This is a genomic window from Klebsiella sp. I138 (assembly GCF_051131765.1).
Lineage (GTDB): Bacteria > Pseudomonadota > Gammaproteobacteria > Enterobacterales > Enterobacteriaceae > Klebsiella.
The window spans coordinates 1,493,255-1,510,217 of sequence record NZ_CP180447.1 but is presented as its reverse complement, the minus strand read 5'-3'; the positions used below and the strand labels follow the sequence as shown (position 1 = coordinate 1,510,217).

The 16,963-nt window shown below is 56.8% G+C and carries 18 protein-coding genes; 9 read left to right on the top strand and 9 right to left on the bottom strand.

Going from position 1 to position 16,963, the window contains the following annotated elements:
* Positions 1-6: 6 nt before the first annotated feature.
* From ACMYSK_RS07010 to ACMYSK_RS06995, 4 genes are read left to right on the top strand one after another with little or no spacing between them, the layout of a single operon-like run.
* The gene (locus ACMYSK_RS07010) at positions 7-516 is read left to right on the top strand and encodes a GNAT family N-acetyltransferase (protein ID WP_434641328.1); all 510 of its coding nucleotides are present in this window, start codon (positions 7-9) and stop codon (positions 514-516) included.
* Between the two features lie 9 nt (positions 517-525).
* Positions 526-1,455 (top strand): amino acid ABC transporter permease, encoded by a 930-nt coding sequence (locus ACMYSK_RS07005; protein ID WP_434641326.1) that lies wholly within the window; start codon positions 526-528, stop codon positions 1,453-1,455.
* On the top strand, positions 1,439-2,215 hold the full coding sequence (locus ACMYSK_RS07000) for an amino acid ABC transporter ATP-binding protein (protein WP_434641324.1): 777 nt from the start codon (positions 1,439-1,441) through the stop codon (positions 2,213-2,215). The genes ACMYSK_RS07005 and ACMYSK_RS07000 overlap by 17 nt, the downstream gene beginning before the upstream one ends.
* Positions 2,212-3,105, top strand: a complete 894-nt coding sequence (locus ACMYSK_RS06995) for a transporter substrate-binding domain-containing protein (RefSeq protein ID WP_434641322.1) — start codon at positions 2,212-2,214, stop codon at positions 3,103-3,105. The genes ACMYSK_RS07000 and ACMYSK_RS06995 overlap by 4 nt, the downstream gene beginning before the upstream one ends.
* Positions 3,106-3,172: 67 nt before the next feature.
* On the opposite strand, the gene ACMYSK_RS06990 is transcribed toward ACMYSK_RS06995, so the two are convergent.
* Entirely contained in the window at positions 3,173-4,483 is a 1,311-nt protein-coding gene (locus ACMYSK_RS06990) for an MFS transporter (protein WP_434641320.1), read from the bottom strand.
* A gap of 158 nt (positions 4,484-4,641) precedes the next feature.
* The gene (locus tag ACMYSK_RS06985) at positions 4,642-5,838 is read right to left on the bottom strand and encodes an L-talarate/galactarate dehydratase (RefSeq protein WP_434641319.1); all 1,197 of its coding nucleotides are present in this window, start codon (positions 5,836-5,838) and stop codon (positions 4,642-4,644) included.
* A gap of 304 nt (positions 5,839-6,142) precedes the next feature.
* Between ACMYSK_RS06985 and ACMYSK_RS06980 the strand changes: the two genes are divergently transcribed.
* Positions 6,143-7,147: a LacI family DNA-binding transcriptional regulator gene (locus tag ACMYSK_RS06980; RefSeq protein ID WP_434641318.1), complete on the top strand. Its 1,005-nt coding sequence runs from the start codon at positions 6,143-6,145 to the stop codon at positions 7,145-7,147.
* Between the two features lie 144 nt (positions 7,148-7,291).
* Entirely contained in the window at positions 7,292-7,519 is a 228-nt protein-coding gene (pptA, locus tag ACMYSK_RS06975) for a tautomerase PptA (protein WP_434641316.1), read from the top strand.
* 106 nt (positions 7,520-7,625) lie between these two features.
* Here the strand turns inward: pptA and ACMYSK_RS06970 are convergent, their stop codons facing one another.
* The 3 genes from ACMYSK_RS06970 to ACMYSK_RS06960 are packed head-to-tail and all read right to left on the bottom strand — an operon-like array spanning position 7,626 to position 12,254.
* Complete coding sequence (locus tag ACMYSK_RS06970) at positions 7,626-9,230, bottom strand: carbohydrate porin (protein ID WP_434641315.1); 1,605 nt, start codon at positions 9,228-9,230, stop codon at positions 7,626-7,628.
* Between the two features lie 44 nt (positions 9,231-9,274).
* Entirely contained in the window at positions 9,275-10,657 is a 1,383-nt protein-coding gene (locus tag ACMYSK_RS06965; protein ID WP_434641314.1) for a glycoside-pentoside-hexuronide (GPH):cation symporter, read from the bottom strand.
* Positions 10,658-10,682: 25 nt separating this feature from the next.
* Positions 10,683-12,254 carry a sugar hydrolase gene (locus ACMYSK_RS06960; RefSeq protein WP_434641313.1) on the bottom strand — a complete coding sequence of 524 codons (1,572 nt, stop codon included), beginning with the start codon at positions 12,252-12,254 and terminating at the stop codon, positions 10,683-10,685.
* 203 nt (positions 12,255-12,457) lie between these two features.
* Between ACMYSK_RS06960 and ACMYSK_RS06955 the strand changes: the two genes are divergently transcribed.
* The gene (locus tag ACMYSK_RS06955; RefSeq protein WP_434641311.1) at positions 12,458-13,282 is read left to right on the top strand and encodes a helix-turn-helix domain-containing protein; all 825 of its coding nucleotides are present in this window, start codon (positions 12,458-12,460) and stop codon (positions 13,280-13,282) included.
* Positions 13,283-13,399: 117 nt separating this feature from the next.
* On the opposite strand, the gene ACMYSK_RS06950 is transcribed toward ACMYSK_RS06955, so the two are convergent.
* The 4 genes from ACMYSK_RS06950 to ACMYSK_RS06935 all read right to left on the bottom strand — a co-directional run bounded on the left by ACMYSK_RS06950 (position 13,400) and on the right by ACMYSK_RS06935 (position 15,070).
* Positions 13,400-13,918 carry a ClbS/DfsB family four-helix bundle protein gene (locus tag ACMYSK_RS06950; protein WP_434641309.1) on the bottom strand — a complete coding sequence of 173 codons (519 nt, stop codon included), beginning with the start codon at positions 13,916-13,918 and terminating at the stop codon, positions 13,400-13,402.
* A gap of 136 nt (positions 13,919-14,054) precedes the next feature.
* The gene (locus ACMYSK_RS06945; protein WP_434641308.1) at positions 14,055-14,291 is read right to left on the bottom strand and encodes a DUF6616 family protein; all 237 of its coding nucleotides are present in this window, start codon (positions 14,289-14,291) and stop codon (positions 14,055-14,057) included.
* Complete coding sequence (locus tag ACMYSK_RS06940) at positions 14,255-14,377, bottom strand: hypothetical protein (RefSeq protein ID WP_434641307.1); 123 nt, start codon at positions 14,375-14,377, stop codon at positions 14,255-14,257. The genes ACMYSK_RS06945 and ACMYSK_RS06940 overlap by 37 nt, the downstream gene beginning before the upstream one ends.
* 111 nt (positions 14,378-14,488) lie before the next feature.
* A complete protein-coding gene (locus tag ACMYSK_RS06935) occupies positions 14,489-15,070 on the bottom strand; it encodes a flavin reductase family protein (protein ID WP_434641306.1) in 582 nt (193 codons plus the stop codon).
* A 211-nt stretch (positions 15,071-15,281) separates the two neighbouring features.
* Here ACMYSK_RS06935 and ACMYSK_RS06930 point away from each other — a divergent pair, with 211 nt between their 5' ends.
* Positions 15,282-15,986 carry an ABC transporter ATP-binding protein gene (locus ACMYSK_RS06930; RefSeq protein WP_434643960.1) on the top strand — a complete coding sequence of 235 codons (705 nt, stop codon included), beginning with the start codon at positions 15,282-15,284 and terminating at the stop codon, positions 15,984-15,986.
* Positions 15,983-16,951, top strand: a complete 969-nt coding sequence (locus tag ACMYSK_RS06925) for an ABC transporter substrate-binding protein (RefSeq protein WP_434641305.1) — start codon at positions 15,983-15,985, stop codon at positions 16,949-16,951. Before ACMYSK_RS06930 ends, ACMYSK_RS06925 begins: the two co-directional genes overlap by 4 nt.
* The last annotated feature ends 12 nt before the right edge of the window (positions 16,952-16,963 follow it).

Below are 16,963 nucleotides of genomic sequence, written 5' to 3'. Positions count from 1 at the left end.
GGCAACATGAGTGAAGCATTCCGCGATATTTCACCCGAAGCACCGGAACTCCAGCCGATTATTAACGGCCTGTTCGCCGAATACGCCTCGCGCTACGGCGACTATTTCTCCCGCGATGCAGAAGTGGAGCTGACCGAATGGTATCTCGCGCCGCAGGGGCTGTTTATCGTCCTCGAACGTCAAGGTGAGATCATCGCGACCGGCGCCTATAAGCCGAAAGATACCCACACGGCGGAAATTAAACGCATCTGGACCCATCACGCCCTGCGCCAGCAAGGGCTGGCGGCAAGGGTCGTGCAGGAGCTGGAACGACGGGCGGTGCTGGCGGGCTACAGCCACATCTATCTGACCACCGGTTTTCGCCAGCCGGAGGCGGTCAGGCTCTATCTGAGCCAGGGCTATGAGGCGCAGTTTGACCTGTCGCGCAACCCGGAAGAGTACAGTCAGCCGCCGTTTGACGGACGGCTGCGGTTCACTAAAGCGCTGGCGGTCAGCGCGCTAAGCCACAGCGCCTGAGGAGGAAGCATGAACCGTTCCGAAACAATCAAGGTCGTTCCGGCTCGCTATCCGTTGCGCGCCGTAGGCGCGGTGCTGGCGCTGCTGGTTCTGGCGGGCGTAGTGCAGTCGGTAGCCTTTAACCCGCGCTGGGAGTGGGCGGTATTCGCCCGCTGGTTCTTTGACCCGGTCATTCTGGAGGGACTGGGCCAAACGCTGCTGCTGACGCTGCTGGGTACCGTGCTGAGCGTGGTCTTCGGCGGCCTGCTGGCGCTGGCCCGACTTTCCTCTTCGTGGCTGTTGAGCGGCCTCGCCTGGGGCTATATCTGGCTGTTCCGTTCGCTGCCGCTGATTGTGGTGCTGATCATCCTGTATAACTTCTCTTATCTGTACGACACGCTGTCGCTCGGGATTCCGTTTACCGGCATTAGCTGGGGCAGCTATCAGACTATTCATGTTCTGGGACAGTTCTCCACGGCGGTCGTCGGGCTGACGCTGGTGCAGAGTGCCTACACCGCAGAGATTATTCGCGGCGGTTTCCTGGGCGTCGACCACGGGCAGTATGAGGCGGCTGCGGCGCTGGGGCTACCGGCGTGGCGGCGTACGTTGCGCATTATTCTGCCTCAGGCACTGCGCACGATTTTGCCCGCCGGGTTTAATGAAATTATCAGCCTCGCCAAAGGGACGGCGATGGTTTATGTGCTGGCGATGCCCGAGCTGTTTTACACCATCCAGATGATTTACAACCGTACCCAGGAAGTGATCCCCCTGCTGATGGTTGGCGCTGTCTGGTATCTGGCGATCACCAGCGTCCTGTCACTGATTCAGTATCTGGTAGAGCGCGCCCTGGCACGCAGCGAACGGCAGTCGGCGGTCAACTCGCCGCGCCGTGCACGCCTTGATGATTCCCCACGCCAGCCGCAGAAACCGCAGGAGGTCATTCATGTCCAACTCTCATAACGGTCATATCTCGATTACCGGCGTCAGTAAGTATTTTGGCCGCCATAAGGCGCTGGACGATGTTTCTCTGGAGGTTCCACCCGGCACCGTCACGGTGATCCTCGGGCCCTCCGGTTCGGGAAAATCAACCTTACTGCGCGCTATCAACCATCTGGAACGGGTAGATGAAGGGTTTATCCAGATAGATGGCGACTACATTGGCTATCGGCGTCAGGGCGACAAGCTCTATGAACTGAAGGAAAAAGAGATCCTTCGCCAGCGGGTTAACGTCGGCTATGTCTTTCAGAACTTCAACCTGTTTCCGCATCTGACGGTGCTGGAAAACCTGATTGAGGCGCCGATTGCCCACAAACAGGCAACCCGCAAAGAGGCAATGGCCTACGCCTATGAACTGCTGGACGTGGTAGGGCTGCGCCACAAGGCCGATGCCTGGTCGCGCCACCTTTCTGGCGGCCAGCAGCAGCGTATTGCCATCGCCCGGGCGCTGGCCCTCAAGCCGCGAGTGATCCTGTTTGATGAGCCGACATCGGCGCTGGACCCGGAGCTGGTAGGCGAAGTGCTTGATGTGATTAAAAAACTGGCCCGCTCCGGCACCACGCTGGTGGTGGTGACTCATGAAATTGGTTTTGCCCGCGAAGTGGCCGATCAGGTGGTGTTTATGGTCGAGGGGAAAATTATCGAGCAGGGCAGCAGCGACGCAGTGCTTAATCATCCGCAGCACCCGCGCACGCGGCAATTCTTATCGAAGGTACTGGCATGAGAAACAAACTAATCGCGCTGGCGCTGGGGGGTATATCGGCGGGAGCGCAGGCGAACATTGATCTGCGCGCGAATGAACAGCCGCTGCCGGTCACGGCGGACAACGCAGCGATCGCCAGGATCCCGGCCAACTATCGCTTTGTTGAACCCGGTACGCTGACGGTGGCTATTTCGGCGCTTAATTCGCCGCCTCTGGCCCTGCTGGCAAGCGACAACCGGACGCGCATCGGCAGTGACCCGGATATTGCCCGCCTGCTGGCGGGGAGCTTAGGGCTAAAACTTAAGCTGGTGCCCACGGCATGGGAAGACTGGCCGCTCGGCATCACTTCCGGGCGTTATGACGTGGCGCTGGTCAATATCGCCGTCACCGAACAACGTAAGGAGAAATTCGATTTCGCTACGTATCGCGTCGATTCGCTGGCATTTTCCGTTAAATCAACCAGTGCTATCGAGAAAATTGACGGTGCGGAGGATCTGTCCGGGCGTAAGGTGATCGTCGGATCCGGCACTAATCAGGAGCGCATTTTGCTGGGCTGGAACGGGGAGAATGAAGCGGCGGGGCGCAAGCCGGCGCTGCCGATTTATTTGACCGATGACGCCTCCGGCAACCTGTATATTCAGTCCGGGCGCGCGGACGTCTTCTTTGGTCCGCAGTCTACGGCGGCGTATAAGGCGGCGTTGACCGGATCAACCAAAGTTGTCGGGCTGGGACCGAAAAAAGCCTGGGTTGCCACGACCACCAAAAAAGGCAATGGCCTGGTATATGCTTTGCAGGCGGCGCTTGATGGCGCCATTGCGCGCGGCGAGTATCAACAGGTGCTGGCACGCTGGGGTGAGCAGGGGGAGGCGGTGGAACAATCGCAGGTTAATCCGCCGGGGATTACCTACTAAAAAAACCGCTGTTTCGCAGGAGTGTGATGCGAAACAGCGGGGGCGAACGCTCGCCAGCGGTATTAAATCAGGCGACCCGTGGCGTGAGCGTAAGGCGATCCAGCGGGCCGACGACAAACAGATACGAGAGCAGACCTAATACGCCCATCGAACCGACGTACAAAATGGCGTAATCAAACGACTGGGTGTTAGCAATGATCACGCCGATGGCCAGCGGGGTGATGATGCTGGCCAGGTTGCCGCACATGTTGAAAACGCCGCCGGCAATGCCGAGCATCTCTTTCGGCGAGGTGTCGCTGAGAATACACCAGCCGAGGTTGCCAAACCCTTTCGCGAAAAACGCCAGGCTCATGGCGGCAATGACCACGACTTCCGAGTCGGTGTAGTTGGCTACGACAATCACGCAGGAGAGCAGCATTCCGCAGATGACCGGCAGCTTACGGGCGGTCGTCAGACTGTAACCCTGCTTGAGCAGCCAGTCGGAAAACACCCCGCCCAGCAGTCCGCCGACAAATCCGGCAATCGCCGGGATGCTGGCGACGAAACCCACCTTCAGAATTGACATGCCTTTGGCCTGATACAGATAGGTCGGAAACCAGGTGAGGAAGAACCAGGTAATCGAGGTCACGCAAAACTGACCGATATAGACGCCGATCATCATCCGGTTCACACAGACGCTTTTGATTTGCGCGAGCGTTAATTTCGACTGGGTTTTTCGGCTGCCCAGCTCCGGCTCGCCGCCGCCGTCGCGAATATAATCAATCTCCTGTTGATTAATCGTCGGATGGTGCAAGGGATCTTTAACTTTTATCAGCCAGAATATCCCCAGAACGACCCCAATAGCGCCAATATAGTAAAAGACATAGTGCCAGCTGAGATTATGCAAAATAATCGTCATTAGCGGTGTAATAATGCCCAGAGAGATATATTGTGCCGCCTGATACACCGAGGTAACAAACCCTCGTTCTTTATTCGGGAACCACTGTACGCTGAGGCGACTATTGGCCGGGAATGCCGGAGCTTCAATAGCACCCATCATCAGACGCAGGATAATCAGCACGATAAGTGGGCTGGCGTACAGATAGATGGTGCCCTGAAACATTGTCACCACCGACCAGCCAATGAGCGCACAGCCGTAAACCAGGCGTGACCCATATTTATCCAGAAGCCAGCCGCCGGGTAATTGCATCACCACATACGAAATACCGAAAACTGAAAAGGCCAGCCCCATGGCCTCTGCGTCAAAACCTAATTCTTTACTCATCATTGGGGCGACGACAGATAATGTCGCCCGGTCGGCATAATTAAATACGGTGGCCAAAAAAAGAAATAATAAAATGCCGTAACGCACATTGCTGCGTTTTGTAGAGGTCGTCATTGGTCAACTCCTTTGCAGGGTTGTTTATAGGGTACAGCATGTAAGGCGCGGGAGAAAAACAGCAAGTCCTCCCGCGTCGTTATCCATAAATCCGCTGGTATCGACACCTTTCCCCGCAGATGCGGTGCTGCCGTGAGCACCGCCATCGGGGGGCATTTTTATGGGCGTTTACCAAACTCGCAGCTTTGCTGAGTCCAGCGGCGGGCCTGTTCGCTCAGGGTAAATCCCAGACCGTGACGTTCCGACACCCACATCCGTCCGTCACGCAGTTCCAACTGCTCATTAAACAACGGGTTCAGCCATTCGAAGTGCTCCAGCCACGGCTCCAGCGGGTAGGCGGCAGACAGATGCAGATGCACTTCCATAGCAAAATGTGGCGCCAGCTTGCGGCCGTGTTTCGCGGCGAGATCCATAATTTTGAGGAACGGGGAGATGCCACCCACGCGCGGGGCATCCGGCTGCACAAAGTCGCTGGCATTGCCGAGAATCAGCTGCTCATGCTCGCGAAAGCTGGTCAGCATTTCGCCGGTCGCGATGGGTGTATCCAGCGCGGCGGCAAGCTGCGCATGGCCTTCAATATCGTAAGCATCGAGCGGCTCTTCAATCCAGATAAGGTTGAACTGCTCCATTTTCCGCCCCATACGGATGGCCGTTTCACGATCCCACTGCTGATTGGCATCGACCATCAGCGGAAAATCATCACCTAACACCTCGCGCACCGCCGTCAGGCGACGAATATCTTCCGCGGTGTTGGGCTGGCCGACCTTCAGTTTGATCCCGCCGATGCCGTTTTCCCGCGAAATAGCGACGTTCTTCAGCACCTGATCCAGTGGCGTATGCAGGAAACCGCCCGAGGTGTTGTAGCACTGCACGGAATCACGGTGTGCGCCGAGGAGTTTAGCCAGCGGCAGCCCGGCACGTTTGGCTTTCATATCCCAAAGCGCGATATCGATAGGGGAGATAGCCTGTACCGCCATGCCGCTGCGGCCAACGGATGCACCGGCCCACAGCAGTTTGGTGTAGATCTTATCAATATCATTCGGGTCTTCGCCCAGCAGATTATCGGCAATCTCTTTGGCGTGCGCGTAGATCCCCTGGCCGCCGGCGCGTTTTGAATAGCTAAACCCAACGCCTTCAAAACCGTCGCGGGAACGGATTTCGGCCACGATAATCGCCACTTCAGTCAGCGGTTTTTGCCTGCCGGTCAGCACTTTGGCATCGCTGACTGGCGTCGCCAGAGGCAAAAAGGCCAGCGACAGTTTGACGTGTTCAATGCGGTCACCGGTTTCGGCGGCGGTTTTGACGCCGAGCGTTTTGGCGTAGGTTACGGAGTCGGAGTTAGCGCTAAAGGTCATGGTCAATTCCTTACGAGTTATAAAATGTTTGCGCTAACATTTTTAATCCTGATTGAATGCGGATGCTATATTGATGGTTTTAATTTGTACAAACGATCACAATTGGCGGTTATTAATGGTAAAATTGTGTCGGTGATGTCACGATCCAACAAGCTTTGTGAAAAAGCACAACCTTGAATGATAGCGATAACATTTTATCTTGCAGGTGGTTGATTCTATTCGCGATGTGCCGGAGGGCGCTGGTAATTGCGCGGACCATCATCAATAATGCCCACAGGAAACGACTCAACACAGGGGCTTCGTCGTGAAAAGCAGAAAACCGTCGCGTGCGCCGACGCTGGATGATGTCGCCCGTACCGCCGGGCTGTCGTCAATGACGGTCAGCCGGGCGTTGAATACTCCGCAGCTGGTGCGGCCGAAAACGGTGGAGAAGGTGATGCAGGCGGTGCAGGCCACCGGCTACATTCCCAACGCGCTGGCCGGTGGCCTGGCATCGCGGCGCAGTAAACTGGTTGCCGTCGTGGTGCCGCAGATTAACAACAATATGTTTGTCGATACGATCCAGGCGCTGAGCGATACCCTCGCCGCGCGCGGCTACCATATGTTGCTCTGCGTGGCAGGCTACAGTCGTCAGACTGAAGCCGAGCTGGTGGCAACCTTACTTTCCCGGCGCCCTGACGGCGTGGTCCTGACCGGGATTCAGCATGCCCCGGCGCTGAAAAAAACGATCCTTAACGCCGCCACGCCGGTGGTAGAAATCTGGGATCTGACCCCTACGCCGCTGGATATGCTGGTGGGCTTTTCTCACGAGAAGGTTGGCGAAACCATCGGTGAATTTTTGTGGCAAAAAGGCTACCGTCGCCCGGGATTATTGTGGGCTGGCGATGCGCGTGCGGCGCGGCGTAAGCAGGGGCTGTGTGCCACGTTGAAAAAAAACGGGATCCCGGCGGCGCCTCAGGTTGAAGTTCCACTCCCGGCCTCGCTGGCGCTGGGGCGCAGCGGTCTGGGGCAACTGTTAGACGGCGGCGAGTTTGATGTCATCGTCTGTAGCTCCGACACCCTGGCGCAGGGGGCGATAATGGAAGCCGAAAGCCGCGGCCTGCGCGTGCCTGAAGATCTGGCGGTGATTGGTTTTGGCGATCTTGATTTCGCCGCCAGCAATCGTCCGGCACTGACGACCGTCAGCGTTGATCGGCATGCCATCGGTGAACAGGCTGCGATGCTACTGGCCGACCGTATTGAAGGCCACGAGGAAGGCGAGGTGATTATTGATATCGGCTTTCAACTGGTGGCGCGCGAATCGGCCTGACCCTCCTCGACCGGTGCCCGGATCTGGCGCCCGGACCGGGGACGTCGCAGGCTCTGCGCGACAACGAATTGATTTAAAGCACAAAAGGCCAACCGACTTACCGGCGCTATGCTAGTTTATCGATCTCACAATAAGGAGCCTGCTATGCCACATGTTGATATTAAGTGTTTTCCCCGCGAGCTGACTGAAGAGCAAAAAGCCGCCCTGGCTGCCGATATCACCGATGTACTGATCCGCCACCTCAGCAGCAAGGACAGCGCGGTCAGCGTTGCGCTTAACCAGGTTGAGCCCGGCGACTGGCAGCAGGTCTGGGACAGCGAAATCGCTCCGCAGATCGAGCAGCTGATTAAAAAGCCCGGTTACAGCATGTAATCATCGCCTCATCCAGGATAGTGGCGCGGCGCGCCTTATCCGGGCTACGGGATTGTGCGGCGTGTAGCCCCGGCAAGCGTCGCGCCACCGGGGACAACTGTCTGACTTAAAACCAAATCTCCGTCTGCACGCCGAAGTTCCAGTTACCCCCGGCGGTAAAGCCTTTGCTACCAAAATCATCGTTAATCGCGTAGTGATCCAGCGCTTTATCCCAGTTCATCCACGTTACGAAGAAGCGAATCTCCGGACGAGCCTTGATATCAAACACATCGCCGACCTTAAATGTCGGAGCGAAGGTTAACTTATAGAAATCACCGCTCACCGCCTGATATTGGTACACATTGTCGTTATACCGGTAGCTGCGTCCGTTCGGGTTGAGGTCCATATATTGCCACGACGCTTCATACAGCAGGGCGAAATGACGGGTCAGCGCTTGCGAGACGCGCAGGTTGAAGGTTGCCCAGTCATAGCGGTCACCATCGCGATAGCGATTTTCACTATGTTGAGCGATCACCGACGGCGCCAGCTGCCAGTTTTCCCCCAGCGGCAAAATACCGTACGAGGCAAATCGCAGGGATTTGGCGTTCTCAGTGAGATCGCCATCGCTGCCGGGCTGACGCGCCTCGGCCCCCAGCCCACCGCCGTATTGCAGAGCGCTCTCCGATACCCCTGGAGCCATGCCGTAGAACTGCTGTTTGTCGTGATACGCCAGCATCGCGTAATAACCGTTCTTCGCAGTATTGTTGCTGCGCAGGGCATAGCTGCCGGTGGTAGAGGTATTATCCTTCAGCGAATCGTTGCCCTGAGCAGTCATCGCCGTGGTCATCAACTGCCATTTTTCCCAGAAATGGTTCGCCGTGAACATCAGGTTCTGAATGTCGTTGTCTTCGTAGTTATCGCTCCCCAGATCGCCAAAGTTACGTGCATAGACCGAATAATCGCCGCGCAGGCTGTCGCCCCAGTTGACATCGTCGATCCCGCCACCGGTCCCGCCGAGGAACATAATATCGCTGTCGGTAAAGTGGATATCAAAATTGTCGCGGTCAAAGCGTTTGCCCGCCCAGAGCGACGCGTTCCTGAACGGCCCGGAGAAGTCGGCGAAGTTTCCCATCTCGACGTACAGCTGGCGCACGTTCAGATGGTGGCTGTCATTATCCTGCACCCACGGGTCTGGGTTGGTCGCTCCGTCGGCGAGCATGGTTTTAAAATGCGCCCACGAACCGTCGCTAAAGGTCATCTTCTTGCCAAAGCTTAGCTCGACATAGTTATCCTTCTCGTTGCCAAGACGGCCAACGTGGGCATCGCCGTTGAGCGAGCTGGCCGGAGAGATCCCCGGGCCGCCGCGCGCACCCTTGCCGTGGCTGTCAACCAGCATCCCTGAGCGGGCATAGGCATTGAATTCAAAGCCGTCGCTGAGGCTGCTCTTCGCCAGCTGCTTGTCGGTCGCCTGCTGTTTTTGTTCGGTTACGGTGGTTCTTTGACTCAGGGTTTGTACCTGTTTTTCTGCCGCCGTTGCGCGTTGCTCGGCGGCGGTTGTGCGTTGTTCCGCCTGCAGTGCCCGGCGGTTTGCTTCTCCTGCCTCAAGCTCGGCATGGTTCAACCGGGCTTCCAGCTGTGCCAGACGTTGCTCGATGGAAAGTGGTGTGGCATCAGCACTGAAGGTCGAAAAAAGGGCGCAGCAAACCGCTGCGCTAATCACAGAGATACGCATATCAATCCTTATTATTCCAGAGGTAAAAACGGTGAGGGGGCGCCTTACATGGCGTGTTTTTCTCCTGTAACCACCGGGGAGGCGGACGGCGCGCGACGGCCTGAATCAAGGTCAGCACGGATCTGCTCGTAATGATCGTCAAGGCGGTAGAAGCGACCGATCCACAGCATCGAGGCAACAATCAGCAGCGCCGGAATATAGAGATAGCAGGCTTTAATCGCCAGCATAGCGCTGTCGTTTTGTACCTGGTTTGCGATATAGCCGCCGGAGGAGAGCAGCGCCCCGGTAATCGCACCTGCGCCCGCCATGGCGACTTTCCCCAGGAAGCCGTTGATGGAGGTTAAAATCCCCGCCGTGTTGATACCGGTTTTCCATACGCCATAATCCACCGGGTCCGCCTGCATGGAGAAATAAATTGCCGTGCGCTGGCCGGCGCCGAGGGACAGGACTACCGCTCCGGCAATCAGGCCCCAGCTATTGACACCGGCGGCCATCATCATGCCCATGCCGACGAGGTTAATGGTGCTGGCCAGCAAATAAACGTGGCGTTTCTTCATCCGGCTGGCGAGCAGCGGCACGGTGAGGGTGCCCAGCAGCGGGACAAAAGTGGAGATCCCGGCGACGATCGCCGTCAGATCGTTGTTGCCGACGTAATAGTGGAAGAAATAAACCAGCGCTCCGGTCTGGAAGAAAAACGCCCCCCACATCAGGAAAATATTCACCGCAAACACGAACCAGGGACGATTGGCACGCAGGCTGACCCACGCGCGTTTTAAGGTCATTCGCTCTTCGGTGATCTGGATGTTTTCTTTGACGTTGCGAAAGCTCACCAGCAGGAAGAAGGTAGCAATCACACCGAAAATGACCGCCGTGTAGAAGAAACCCTCTGCCTGGCTGCCTTTACCCAGCGCCCCGACTAATGGCAGGGTGGCGACGGCGACAATCGTCGCACCGAGCGAACCCAGCAGAATACGCACCGTCGATAGCGTGGTGCGCTCCCGTGAGTCGTTGGTCAGAAACGGCAACATTGCGCAGAACGGAATATTGACCAGGGTGTAGAGAAACGACAGGCACAGATAGGTCACAAACGCATAAAGCAGCCTGCCGGTTGTGCCAAAATCCGGCACATAAAAGGCCAGGATACAGAGCAGACCAAAAGGTACCGCGCCAATGAGCAGGTATGGGCGACAGCGTCCCCAGCGGGTGGCGGTATTGTCGATAACCAGCCCCATCAGTACGTCGGCGATGCCATCAACCAGACGGGTCACGAGGAACATCAGGCCGACATAATAGGCGGGAAGCCCCATGACATCGGTGTAAAAGAACATCAGATACAAGGAAATCAGCTGCCACACGAGGTTGCAGGAGAGGTCGGCAATGCCATAACCAAGACGCTGCCGCCACTGGGTAAAGAATGTTTCTGCCATAAAATGCACTCGCTTATCGTTGTTGTTAAAGTCCGTACTGGCGAATAAACCAGGCCGGAGTACAGCTCCACGCATGGCAATAGCTGTTGATCAGTTTGCTGCCATAAGGGGAAAACTCGGGGTTCGCCGGGTCGAAAATTTCCCAGAAGGTATCGGCCCCGTAGTCGACCATCGCACCCCAGTAGGCCTTGATTTCATCTATGGCCTCTTCGCGCATCCCGCACTGAAGCAGGGCGGCGATATAGTGATGGCGCAAATAGGGGGTGTTCATGGCGACGGTCGGAGGATGGCGTCGCAGGTTATGCATGATCGCCCGGCGCTGCCCGGCGCTGCCGACTTCTGCCAGCACCAGCCAGATTTGCGAGGCCCAGGAGATCTGACGCTGCGCACCGCTGACGTAAAATCCCTGCTTGTCATCCCACAGCTTCTCCTGTGCCGCCGCGATGAGCTGCTGCAAACGGGCGCGGTAGTCCGGTACCCGTTCGGGTTCAAAACGCTCGGCCAACTGGATGGCGCAACGCAGGCAATAGATCAGCACGCCTTGAGCGGCAGCTTGTTTATTCAGTGACGCCTGCCAGTCGATAAATACCCACCAGTCATCGCTATCACGCACCAGGCCCGAAGCTTCGCAGCGGGCCAGCCCCAGTTCGATTTGTCGACGTGCCGTTGGCCACAGCTCGCGAGCCGTTTCGCTGTCCCCGGTGCTGCGCAGATAGTTGTAGAGAACATCGGTATAAAAGAGTGAATAATCAAACAGAAAGGTATCATCAGCAAGCACGTCCGGCTGGACAAAGACGTTAGCTGAAACCATCCCGTCTTCCCGGGTATGCCCGGCAAACAGATACAGACAGCGGCGCACAAGATCGTGGTGAGCGAAGGTCACATCGTTGACCAGCGCCTGCAGGCGTAAATCCCCGAGCCACAGGCGTCGGTCGCGTTTCGGTCCGTCTTCAAAAACGTCCTGCATACAGTTTTTCAGGGTCAGGACGGCAACCCGGTCGATGGCCTGAAGTTGCGGATCGTCGGTCAACACCGGAGGGCAAGTTTGCACCGCCGAGGTGACGGCATTGACCTGAATCTGGTCGAGACGCAGGCGGAATTTCGCCGACACGGCTTTGACCTCCACTTTCAGGTAGCGAAAGCAGTAGCGCCGGGGCAATTCGACGACGGCGGGCAGCACATCAAGCCACAGATCCTGCTGCTGGAGCCAGCTGCTGCTGAGCCAGCCCCGGTAATCGCTGAACGGTTCGCACACTTCGCTGAGGGTTTCACCGAAGGTCAATTGCAGATGGGCTGGCGCATCGGGAGGGCTACCGGCGCTCAGGCAGGTGAAATGCAGGTAGCCAACATAGTGGCTGCCGAAATCGATAATCACCCGATCGCTGCGGGTCAGCTCGCGCCGATAAAAGTCCGCTAAAGTGCAGACTGCGTCCGCGCGCCAGCCGAACAGGGCCTCGGGGTCGGCATGCGCCTCAACCACCGCAACCGGCGGGTGCAGTTGGCTGTTGAGCGCGGGTCTGAGCGCTTCGGCGGTGCGTAAAAAATGCGGATGGCGGGTCATCGCGACCTGCGCGTTGTGTTGAATAGCCTGCGACATACTGCGTCCTCTGTATTGATTTTCACGCAGCATAAGATGCCGTCGCCTGCGACAACCACTCTGGCAATGCCAATGCATTTGAGAAAATGGCACTGATAATGGGATGGGCCGGCTGGCGATCACAATTCCACAAATCTTGCTCGTGGCGGTCAGTAAAATGCATTATCGTGCCACTGCGCCGAATGCCGTTTTGGATATTGTTAATGATGATATTAACCGTTGAGTATTATTTCGCCGATCCACAGGATAAACTGGGGATGTACGCCAGTGACCCGGAAGATAACAGCCATGAGCACAGTCATGAGTTTGCTGAACTGGTGATGGTGGAGGAGGGACATGGCCTACATATTATTAATGGGCGGCCATTATATATTCAGCAAGGTGACGTTTTTTACGTTCAGCCTGGCGACGTCCATTATTATGATGAGCTCGGGACACTGAAATTAATTAATGTATTGATTAATCCCGAGATTGAGTTTCATTATTTACGTCATCTTGATTCATTATTACAATCATTCTCTGCCCGGCAGGCCTCCTGCTACGGGTGGCTGGCCCCGGATACCCGCCATATCTGCAAGGAGCTGGTGGAGAAAATATTTTCAGCAGAATATCTGCGGGTTGAGAATACCGCGCTACGGGAAGCCGCTTTTTTTCAGCTGGTAACGACTATGCGACATGCAGAAACTGAAGCGGAATACAGCAATACTAAATATAAACTGCATAAGTTGCTGACCTGGTTACAGGAGCGCTGTTTTGAAGATCATAACTGGCAGCAGCTGGCAGAAAAATTTCATCTGACCTCCCGTACCGCGTTTCGCCATATAAAAGAAGCAACCGGGATGACGCCGGATAATTATTTAAAACGCCTGCGCTTAGTCTCCGCGAGAGTGAAACTCCGGGAAACGGATATGACGATTACCGACGTCGCTTATTTATGCGGATTTGCTAACAGCAACCACTTCACCACCTTATACAAAAAGGTTTTTGGGTTGACCCCCAGCGAAGACCGCCGCCGTCAGCTGCGCTGAGACACACCGTAAAGCCGCCCGGGCTACGGTATCGTGCGGTGTGTAGCCTGGTCAGCGCAGCACCACCGGGAAATCACCCAATATAGCCCTCGCAAAAGTGGCGCGTTGCCGGAGGGATTATTTCAAGGGAATATTCTGCTCTTTTGCCCATTTACGCAATCGGGCACAAGCGTTGGAGTAGGGTGATGAGGTGTTTAATGAAATCATCCGCCCAAGCGTCCATTTGCCGTACCAGAGGCGACCGTACAGCGTCTCGTCGTTACCGGTCGAGATTTGGAGCATAATGTGCTGCTTAACCTTATGCAGGTCGTTCAGTAGAGAAGGGAAGTCCCGCGAAGGATAATCGCCATAAAACTTCTGTGCCAGCAGCCCAAGCTGGTTCCATTTAAAACCGATTTCAGGAAGCCCGGCAGGCGCTTGCGCCTTGTCGTGTGTGAGCCATTTAAGCACCAGTTCGTTCCATCCCAACAGATAACAGACCAGATCGCGTACGCTCATTACCGTGCCTTGTGCATGACCAGGTAAGCTCTTTTCAGCGGTTTTCTCTTCAGGAATATGCGCAAGGTAATTGGCTAATGTGGTGAAGTTTTTGTCAATGGCTTCCAGCAGCTGAGTCTGGGTTTGCGGTATGCTCATCGCGATTTCCTTTCTGAGATGATATAGACGATTCCCGGATTACGGCACCGAGCACCTTCTCCGGGCTACGATATTATGATTATGCAGTCTGTAGCCCCGGTAAGCGTAGCGCCACCGGAGAGTTGGCAGTGAGATCTTATCCCGCCAGCGCATGCAGGTGCTGCTGCATATTACCCGTCTCTGCGGCGGCATTAATGTGGTCAACATAACCATACCAGCCACTGGCGGCGATACCGGCCAGCTGCGCGTCGCGGGCCTGGGCGTCAGGAAAACGCCAGATCCCCAAAAAGCGGTGCGCTGCGGCGTTGTCGATGGTCGTATCGGTTTCCGCCAGCGTCAGCAGTTCAATTCCCCCTTGCGCCAGGCTGCCCATACCTGAATAAACGCGGTACGTTGCGCCTCTGACAGTGCGTGCCAGGCGGCGTTAGGGGTGTAGCGTTCGACTAAATAATGAGGCATGTTTGTAGCTCCTTATATGACCGAAGCAACGGACGATCAACCTGCCAAAAAAGGATGTGTGAAGGAATACGGCGGAAGGCAGGCTTAATCGCCTGCCACGGTGAAGGATGATTATTCTTCCGGCATATTCGCCTGGATGTGGCGGCCGCTGGCAACAAAATTACCGGTGCCGAGATGATGGATCGTATTGATTTTATCGTCGTCGAACTGCCAGCGGCCGGTAACAAACGCGCGTTCATCGGCGGCGGCTGAGACCACCTCGCCAAACAAGGTGTCGTACTGCTCCTGGGCGGCGGTGGCAGGTAGCAGCCGGCACTCCATCCACGCCAGGCACTTTTCTTCAATCAGCGGTAATCCCAGCTCCGGTCCTTGTACGACCGGAATCCCGTAGGCATTGAATTTGTCTTCATCGCGCCCGCTGATGCTGCCGACGGCATAGGTCCAGCTGGCTGCGGCCACGCCGGGAACCACGATCCCGAAGGTGCCGTTGCGCTCAATAATCTCCCGCGTCCAGGCGCTTTTATCGACCACAATGGCAAGCCTGGGTGGCGCAAACTCCACCGGCATCGACCATGCGGCGGCCATGACGTTACGGCGCTGAGTGGCGGCGTCGTAGCTGGTTATCAGAATGGTTGGGCCATGATTGAGCAGGCGACTGGCGTACTGGAGTTCCACGTGGCGAAAACGGCTCATAAGCGTTCCTTGGTAAATGGGTCTGATGCCAGACAACACGTTAATCCGCAATGAAAACGTAATCAATACGTCATACAGGCTCCCTATAGTCGGCACCACTAAATCCCAAAGAGGATAACAACATGTTAGCTCTCCTGTCTTTATCACAGGTGAGCGCGGCCCGTCAGGTGTTGACCGCGGGCGGAGCATCGCTTTCCCAACGGGGAGGGCGATAATGCGCGCGCTTACCGGCATCACCCTCGACGGCGTCTCGTTCGCCTTCGGCACTCATACCGTACTCAATCAGATAGATCTGCATATCGATGCGGGCAGCATTGTGGCACTGCTGGGGCCTTCCGGCTGCGGAAAAAGTACGCTGCTGCGCCTGCTTGCCGGGCTCAGCGTACCCGCCTGTGGCGAAATACGCTTTGGCGACCGCCTGGTGGCGAAAACCGGCTGGGGAATGCCGCCCGAGCAGCGCGATATCGGCATGGTCTTTCAGGACTACGCTCTGTGGCCGCATATGACGGCGGCGCAGAATGTTGCCTTTCCTCTACGCATGCGCGGCGTGGCGCGCGACGCACGGCAAAAGCGGGTCAATGACGCGCTGGCGATGGTCGGCCTGAACGGCTTCGCCGACCGTAAACCCTCCGGCCTGTCCGGGGGGCAGCAGCAGCGCATTGCGCTGGCCCGCGCCATTGTCGCCGAACCTCGCGTGCTGTTGTTTGACGAGCCGCTTTCCAACCTCGATAGCGAATTGCGCGAATCGCTGTGTGTGGAAATGAGCCGTCTGCTGCGCCAGTTGGGGATCACCGCCGTGTATGTCACTCACGACCGCCGTGAAGCTGAGCTACTGGCCGACCGCATTGTCCATTTATCTGCCGGCAGCATTGCCGCCGTTCGTACCGTTACTTCATCCTCAGGGGAACTCGCATGAAAACCGTTATGACCGTTAAGAAAGGAGCCGCGCTCGCGATGTTGTTGTCAGCCACTATGATGTCCAGCGCCCACGCGCTGACTGTATATACCGCCGGGCCGGGATCGCTGGCGAAAAGCCTCGCCAGCGGTTATGAGAAAAAAACCGGGGTGAAGGTCAATATTTTCCAGGCCACAACCGGGAAGGTGATGGCGCGTCTTGAAGCCGAGCAGGCCAATCCGCAAGCGGATGTGCTGATCTCCGCGTCCTGGGATACCGCGGAGGATTTGCATCAACGCGGCTGGCTGCTGCCGTACCAAAGTGCCAATGCTGATAAGGTGCCGTCGAACCTGAAATCGGCGGATTACGTTGCCCAGGGGATTTCCGCTCTGGGGATTGTCTGGAACACCAAAAGCGGGACTCCGGAGCCAAAAGAGTGGCGCGACCTGACCGAGGCGGCATTTAAAGATAAGGTCACGACACCGGACCCGGCGCTCTCCGGCGCATCGTTAGATTTGCTGATCGGGCTGCAAAATGGCATGGGCGACAAGGCCTGGGCGCTGTTCGACGATCTGAAAAAGAACGGCATGGTGGTCAGCGGGCCGAATGCCCAGGCGGTGACGCCGGTGATGCAGGGGGCGAAAGCGGCGGTGTTTGGCGCGGTGGACTACGTCTCATATGGCAATATCGACCAGGGGGAATCACTGAAGGTGATTTTCCCCGCCAGCGGGACGGTCATTGCCCCGCGTCCGATGATGATCCTCAAAACGACCCGGCAGGCAGCCGATGCAAAAGCCTTCGTGGACTATGTGCTGTCGCCGGAGGGGCAGGCGCTGGTTGCCGGGGCCTGGCTGATGCCCGCTCGCAGCGATGTTCCGGCCAAACGTCCGCTGCTTAATGAACTGAAAATCCTGCCGACCACCAGCGATGGCGGCAGTGAACGTAGCGTGGTGCTGTCACGCTTCAATACGCTGTTCGCGCAGTAAACCGAGGCCCCC